The 6326-nt window shown below is 67.5% G+C and carries 9 protein-coding genes; 2 read left to right on the top strand and 7 right to left on the bottom strand.

Annotation, left to right across the window (positions count from 1 at the left end):
• On the top strand, nucleotides 1–664 hold a 664-nt coding region (locus VLA96_10410), incomplete at its 5' end, for a HAMP domain-containing sensor histidine kinase (GenBank protein ID HSE49607.1).
• Here VLA96_10410 and VLA96_10405 read toward each other — a convergent pair.
• The 7 genes from VLA96_10405 to VLA96_10375 all read right to left on the bottom strand — a co-directional run bounded on the left by VLA96_10405 (nucleotide 665) and on the right by VLA96_10375 (nucleotide 5416).
• On the bottom strand, nucleotides 665–1318 hold the full coding sequence (locus tag VLA96_10405; GenBank protein HSE49606.1) for a response regulator transcription factor: 654 nt from the start codon (nucleotides 1316–1318) through the stop codon (nucleotides 665–667).
• Between the two features lie 7 nt (nucleotides 1319–1325).
• A complete protein-coding gene (locus VLA96_10400) occupies nucleotides 1326–1634 on the bottom strand; it encodes a PilZ domain-containing protein (protein HSE49605.1) in 309 nt (102 codons plus the stop codon).
• A 128-nt stretch (nucleotides 1635–1762) separates the two neighbouring features.
• Nucleotides 1763–1975, bottom strand: coding sequence for a hypothetical protein (locus tag VLA96_10395; GenBank protein HSE49604.1), 213 nt, complete (start codon nucleotides 1973–1975; stop codon nucleotides 1763–1765).
• Nucleotides 1972–2397 (bottom strand): phage holin family protein, encoded by a 426-nt coding sequence (locus VLA96_10390; GenBank protein ID HSE49603.1) that lies wholly within the window; start codon nucleotides 2395–2397, stop codon nucleotides 1972–1974. Before VLA96_10390 ends, VLA96_10395 begins: the two co-directional genes overlap by 4 nt.
• Nucleotides 2390–2941 (bottom strand): hypothetical protein, encoded by a 552-nt coding sequence (locus VLA96_10385; protein ID HSE49602.1) that lies wholly within the window; start codon nucleotides 2939–2941, stop codon nucleotides 2390–2392. The genes VLA96_10390 and VLA96_10385 overlap by 8 nt, the downstream gene beginning before the upstream one ends.
• 163 nt (nucleotides 2942–3104) lie before the next feature.
• Complete coding sequence (locus VLA96_10380; protein HSE49601.1) at nucleotides 3105–4856, bottom strand: DUF2207 domain-containing protein; 1752 nt, start codon at nucleotides 4854–4856, stop codon at nucleotides 3105–3107.
• Nucleotides 4857–4864: 8 nt separating this feature from the next.
• The gene (locus VLA96_10375) at nucleotides 4865–5416 is read right to left on the bottom strand and encodes a LemA family protein (GenBank protein ID HSE49600.1); all 552 of its coding nucleotides are present in this window, start codon (nucleotides 5414–5416) and stop codon (nucleotides 4865–4867) included.
• A gap of 209 nt (nucleotides 5417–5625) precedes the next feature.
• Between VLA96_10375 and VLA96_10370 the strand changes: the two genes are divergently transcribed.
• Nucleotides 5626–6326 (top strand): alkaline phosphatase family protein (locus VLA96_10370; protein ID HSE49599.1); only part of this gene is annotated, 701 nt, incomplete at its 3' end.

Below are 6326 nucleotides of genomic sequence, written 5' to 3'. Positions count from 1 at the left end.
CGGCATCGCGCACGACTTCAACAACGTGCTCGACACCATCGCGCAGGCGACCGCGGTGATGGAGATTCGGGATGGCACCCCGGAGCAGAACGCCGGCTACCTCCGGATGATCCAGAACGCGGTGCGGCGGGGCGCGGAGATCATCACGCGGGTGCGGGAGTACATCCGGGGCGGGACGGGGGAGCCGCGCGCGGTGGACCTGTGCCAGGTCATCGAAGAGGCGCTGGAGCTGACGCAGCCGCTGTGGCGGGAGCTGCCCAACGTCAAGGTGGAGCGGCATTTGGGGCCGGTGCCGCCGGTGCGGGGCAATCCCGCGGACTTGCGGCGCGTGATCACCAACCTGGTGATCAACTCCATCCAGGCGATGCGCGAGGGCGGCGGCAAGATCGCGGTGCGCTGCGCGGAAAGCAACGGCCGGGTGGTGGCCAGCGTGAGCGACACGGGCGCCGGCATCCCGCTCAACCTGCAGAAGAAGATCTTCCTGCCTTACTTCACGACCAAGGCCAAGGGGACGGGGCTGGGACTCTCCGGGGCGCAGCGCATCGTGCAGGCGCTGGGTGGGGCGATCCACTTCACCAGCGAGCCGGGCCAGGGGACCACCTTCACCATCGAGCTGCCGAAGCTGGAAGAGGCGGCGCGCGGCGGCGAGAAGAAAGCCGCGTAGCTACTTGGAACTTCCGCCGGCGGTGGTGGCGGCAGCGGCTTCCGCGAGGATGCGGTGGTGGATGGTGAAGAGCGCGAGCTCGAGGCGGTCGCCGACGCCGATCTTGTCGTAGACGTTGCGCAGATAATTCTTGATGACCTGTTCGGTGGTGCCGAGGCGGCTGGCGATCTCCTTGTTCTTGTAGCCCTGCACGACGAGCGCGACGATCTTCAGCTCCTTGGGAGTGAGGCGGTCGCGGACGCGGGCGCCGACCTGGTCGCTCTCTTCCACTTCCTTGGCGACGGCGGTGTCCTGCACGAAGTTCTCGCCCTTGGAGACCTTGCGGATGCACTCGACCAGGGCGGCGCCGGTGATGGAGCGAAAGACGATGCCGGCGGCGCCGGTGCGGACGAGGTCGGCGGTGTTGTCGGGCTTGTCGGAGACGATGACGACCTGGGTCTTCTGCTTGCGGGCGTCGGCGACGATCTTGCTGAGGTTCTCGGCGAGCGTCTCGGAGATGATGAGGACGGATGCGCGGAAGCGGTCGATGGACATGGCGACCTGCTCGGCGTTCTGGGCCTGCGCGACGATGCGCAGGTCGTCCTCGACGGCGAGCACCTTGGCGGCGCCGGCGCGGAAGATAGCTTGGTTGTCTGCCAGGATGACCTTCAGCATGGCCTCGTCACTTGCCCCGTTTGAACTCGTAGTCGTCGATCACGCACGCCAGACCGCTCTTGCCCTGCCTGGAAGCTTCCTTGCGGACGACGCGGCCGGTGCAGCGGATGGTCACGTCGGTCTTGGTGCCGAGCACGTCCTTGGGCAGGCGGATGTCGAAGCGGACGGCGGAGCCGATCTCCAGCTTGGTGTCGGCTTCGAGGTACACGCCCGCGGCGCTCACGTTGCCGGTCGTGCCGCTCTGCTTGGCGGACGAAGACTCGATGGTGATCGGCAGCTGCAAGGGGAAACGTTTGCCGGTCCGCGCGTCGGACAACTTGGCCTCCTGCGACGTGGCGCCTGAGAAAGTGAAATGTTTATATCACGGATAACGCGGGGCCGTGCCCCGCGAAAAGGGCAAAAACGCGCGGGACGGCCGCAGCCGCCCCGCCTAGGAGGAAAGACTTAGTCGGTGAAGAGGCCGGTCAGGGCGTAGCCGAAGACCAGGCCGACGACCGCGGCCACGCCCGAGGCCGGGAAGACGTAGGGGCCGACCTGCTTGCGGACGTCGAGCCGCTCGCGGATGGCGGAGCGGAGCTCGGCGACGTCGTTATGCAACTGGCGGCGCTGCTCGCTGGCGCGCGCCTCCAGGACTTCCACTGGCATTCCCTTGGTCATGGCTGTTGCCTCGCTTCATTCTGCAACCACACCTGGTCCTGCTTGAGGACCTGCATGGTGCGGGTGGGTGCGACGCCGGTGTAGGTGAGCTCGCGGTAGGCGAGCCACGCGATGACGCCGGCGACGAGGAAATAGACGGCGGCGACGATGCCCGCGGCGATGGCCCAGGCGTACTCGCTCGCGAACAGCGGGCGCAGCAGCGCGATGAAGGTGAAGGTGAGCGCGAGGAAGCCGCTCCACGCCAGCATGAGCGCGCCGACGATCATCGGCAGCGAGGTCTTCCACACGGCGAGCTTCTCGCTCAGCTCGCTGCGCAGCAGGTCGTAGCGTGTCTGGAGGAACTCCTTCAGGTCGTCCTTGATCTCGTGCAGCACGACGGCGAGCGACCTGGCGCCGCCGTTGTTCACTCTCTCGCTATTCATGGCGCGACCTCCAGAGGCGCAGTCCGGCGCCGAGCGCGAGCCCGGCCAGGGCGGCGCCGGCGATGATCTGCAGCGGGTTGTCATGCGCGTAACGGCGCGCCTGCTCGGCGCGCACGCGGGCGCGCCAGCGCGCGTCGTCGAGGCGCTCGCGCGCCAGGGAGCGGGCCTCATCGAGGCGGGCGCGCGCGGCCTGGCGCGCGTCGTGGATCTGGTCCTCGACGCGGCCGCGCAGGTCTTCGATGCGGGCGCGGGCCTGCTCGCCGAACTCGTTCACGCGCTCCTTGAGGCCGCCGGCAACCTCGCCGGAGCCGCTCGCGACGTTTTCCGCGCGGCGGCGCGCGGTGCGCGCGACGTTGACGACGCGCCCCAGGGTGTCGCCGATGCGCTCGGCCGTCTCGTTGAGCCGGGGATTGCCGATGGTGCGCACGTCGACGTCGGTCTTGGGCTCGTACGGCCAGTCTTGCGGCGTGGAAGCCGCTTCCGAAGGCGTGGGCGCGGGATACGTGTCGTACCGCGGTATGTCTGCCGAATGCGAACGTGGCATGACGGTGCCTCGATTTCCGGGGAACAAGAGGTTGGATGTGAGGGCGAGAGGAGGTGTTGGCAGAAAACCGGGGCCGCCAGCGGGCGGCTGGAGGCGGGTCGCAGAGTTCCGGCTCGTCCGCAGCAGCTTAGCTCCGCGGGCAGCCGCCCGCCGCCAGCGGATGCTAGAAGGCGCCGCCGCCGCCGCCGCCGAAGCCGCCGCCGGAGAAGCCTCCGCCGGAAGAGAAGCCGCCGCCGGAGAATCCGGAGCCGCTGGAAGAGGAGCGCGGGGCGGAGACGAAGGCGCTGTGCGCCTGGCTGGACATCGCGCCCAGACCGCGGCTGAAGCTGTACGGGCTGAAGTGCATGCGGGTGGCGTCGGCGCCCGCGTACCAGTTGGGCGGATCCCGAAGGATGCCTTCGAACTTCTTTGCCCACTGCTGCTCCACGCCGAGCGCCATGGCGAAGGGCAGGACCTTCTCGAAGGTGTCGGGCGGCATGCGCTGAAGGCGGTCGGCTTCCACGCGCGTCATGAACTCCTGGAAGCCGAGGACGGCGATGTAGTCCTTCTGGCCGGCAAGCGTCTTGGCCGACATCTGGCGGCCGAAGAGCCACACGATGACGAGCGCGAGCGCGATGCTCAGCGCCGCCAGCCAGAACGAGGTGAAGACGCTGGCCATGCCGAAGACCTGGAGCAGCACGAAGGGCGCGGCGATGAGCGCGACGCCGAGGAGCCGCCACATGTTCGCCTGGTCGGGATCCACGCTGTAGACGTTCTTCTTCTTCAGCTCGGAGAGGATCTCTTCCTTCAGGGTCGGCAGGACGGTGTAGAAGTGGTTCTTCAGGCTGGAGAGGGAAGTGGTCTCGCCGGCGTTGGCGCCGAGGAAGATCTTGCCGAGCATGGTGCGCTCGTGGGGGCGGAGGGCGGTCCACTGGTCGCGGCCCTTGAGCAGGTGGAACACGTAATCGGTGGTGGTGAACAGCAGGACCTTCTCCTGCTTCTCCTCGATCCGGATGAAGCCGCGCACGGCGAGGTCGATGAGGGTGCTGGTGATGTCGCGGGGATCGACGGAGTCGTCGACCATGGTGCCGACCTCGGCGGGCGACATGTCCTTGGGCGGCTCGTACATCGCCGCGACCGAGAGGCCGACGTCGGGGTCGCGGCCCTTCCACCACCACAGCCCGAACATCACGAAGAAAGCGGCGAGCGGAAGCAGCACGATGGGATTGCTGCGGACGAACCAGACGGCGCGCGCGAGCACCGAGGGCTCGTCGAGGATGCCCTTGGGGAGGTAGACGTCGACGGTGAGCCCGCCGCGCATGGCGAGGGGGTTGGTGGTCTCGAACGAGGCTTGCGCGCCGTCGGCCGTCGCGGTCGCTTCCTGGTCATGCGAGCCGTAAACGCCGGTGAAGGCCTGGGCGCGGAGCTGTCCGGCGGCGTTGGCGGGGAAGGTGACGCGGGCGGAGGCGTGGTCGATGGGCACCGGCCAGTCGTTGCCGGTGACGTTCCAGTAGAGTTCGTCGTGGTCGGGGAAGAAGCGGACGGCGTTGCGGACGCGGTACACGATGGTGACGGCGCGCTTGGCGTCGCGGGCGCCGGGAACGTAGATCTTCAGGCGGCGCTCGCCGCCCTCGGTGCGCTGCTCGTACTTCAGCGGGCCGTCGTCGCCGGCGACCTCGACCACCTTCAGGAAGAGCGAGTAGTTGGTGTCGTTCGGTCCGGGATACTCGACGGGGATGTTGCGGTAGATGCCGTTCCACTGGCCGATGAAGACCAGCGTGATGCGTTCGGTGACGAGGATCTCGGCGTCCTGCTCGACCTGGATGGTGGAGTGGAAGTCGGCGATGCGCCAGCTGCGCTCGGCGGCCTGCGCGGAGCAGGCGCAGAGCAGCAGCAGGAAGGCGCAGAGCCAGCGCACGCGGAGTGCCGCCGTCATGACGCCCGCTAGAACTTCACGGCCGGCGCCTCGCGCTCGGCGGGTGCGGTGAGCTCGAAGAACTGCCGCGGCGTGAAGCCGAACATGCCGGCAATGATGTTCGAAGGGAAGGTCGCGATCTTGGTGTTGAGGTCGCGCACCACGGCGTTGTAGTAGCGGCGCGATTCCTGGAGCGAGTTCTCTACCTGGTTGAGCGAGTTCTGCAGGCTCTGGAAGTTCTCCGAGGCGCGCAGCTGCGGGTACTGCTCGGCGACGGCGAACAGGCTCTTGAGCGCCATGGTGAGCTGTCCCTCGGCGGCGGCGCGCTCGGCGGGGCCGGTGGCCTGCATCGCCATGGAGCGGAACTTGGCGACGTTCTCGAAGGTCCCCTTCTCGTGCGCGGCGTAGCCTTTCACGGTCTCGACGAGATTGGGGATGAGGTCGTGGCGGCGCTTGAGCTGGACGTCGATGTCGGACCAGGCGTTGTCGGCGCGGACGCGCAGGCCGACCAGGCTGTTGTACATGCCGATGACGACGCCGACGACCACCAGCAGGACGACAAGGATGAGGATCAGGACCATCGAAAGCCTCCGTGGAAGGAACGCTGTCGGGGAAGAAGTAACACTAACAGAGCGGGAAAGCGGGCGCAAAGCGCCGGGCCAGCAGAGTAGAAGTGTTACGGAAAAAGATTTCGTGGCGAGCAGCGGCAGCAGCCCGGGCCAGCAGCAACCACGGCCAGCAGCACAGCATCCGACGGGATTGCAGCCCCAGGAACCAGGTCCCTGCTCGGATGCGTGCGTCTCGGCCCCTGCTGTCGTTGCTCCTGATCACCGCGCTCGCGTCCGTGCTGCAAAGCTGCCGCGGCGTCAGCGACGTGAACCTGCCGCCGGAACCGGTCCACCAGACCAGGCCGGTCAGCCGCCGCGTCTTCCTCGTCGTGTTCGAGAACCAGAAGTACGAGGGAGTGGTGGGGAACCCGCACGCGCCCTACCTGAACGGGCTGATGCAGGAGTGGGCCTCGGCCGACAACTTCTACGCCAACACCCACCCGTCGCTGGGGAACTATTTCATGCTCACCACCGGCGACATCATCTCCAACGACCTGAACTTCGCCGACATCGTGACGCAGAACAATATCGCGCGCGAGATGGGGCAGGCGGGCGTGAGCTGGAAGGCGTACCTGGCGAGCATGCCCAGCGCCGGTTACCTGGGCGACAAGGCGTATCCGTACGTGAAGTCGCACAACCCGTTCGCGTATTTCTCCGACGTGCGGCTGCTCGAGGAGAACCGGCAGAAGATGGTGCCGTTCAGCGCGTTCCAGGGCGACCTCGACGCGGGCGCGCTGCCCGCGTTCGTCTACGTGGTGCCGGACCAGACGCGCAACATGCACGACTGCGAGGACGGGACGCGCGATTGCTCGAACGACGAGAAGATCGCCGCCGGCGACGAATGGCTGCAGTCGGTGGTCGAGCCCATCCTGGCAAGCAACGC

The organism is Terriglobales bacterium, assembly GCA_035457425.1.
GTDB lineage: Bacteria > Acidobacteriota > Terriglobia > Terriglobales > Acidobacteriaceae > JACPNR01.
Note: the sequence above shows the minus strand (reverse complement) of the source record. Positions and strands in the feature narration are given on the sequence as shown.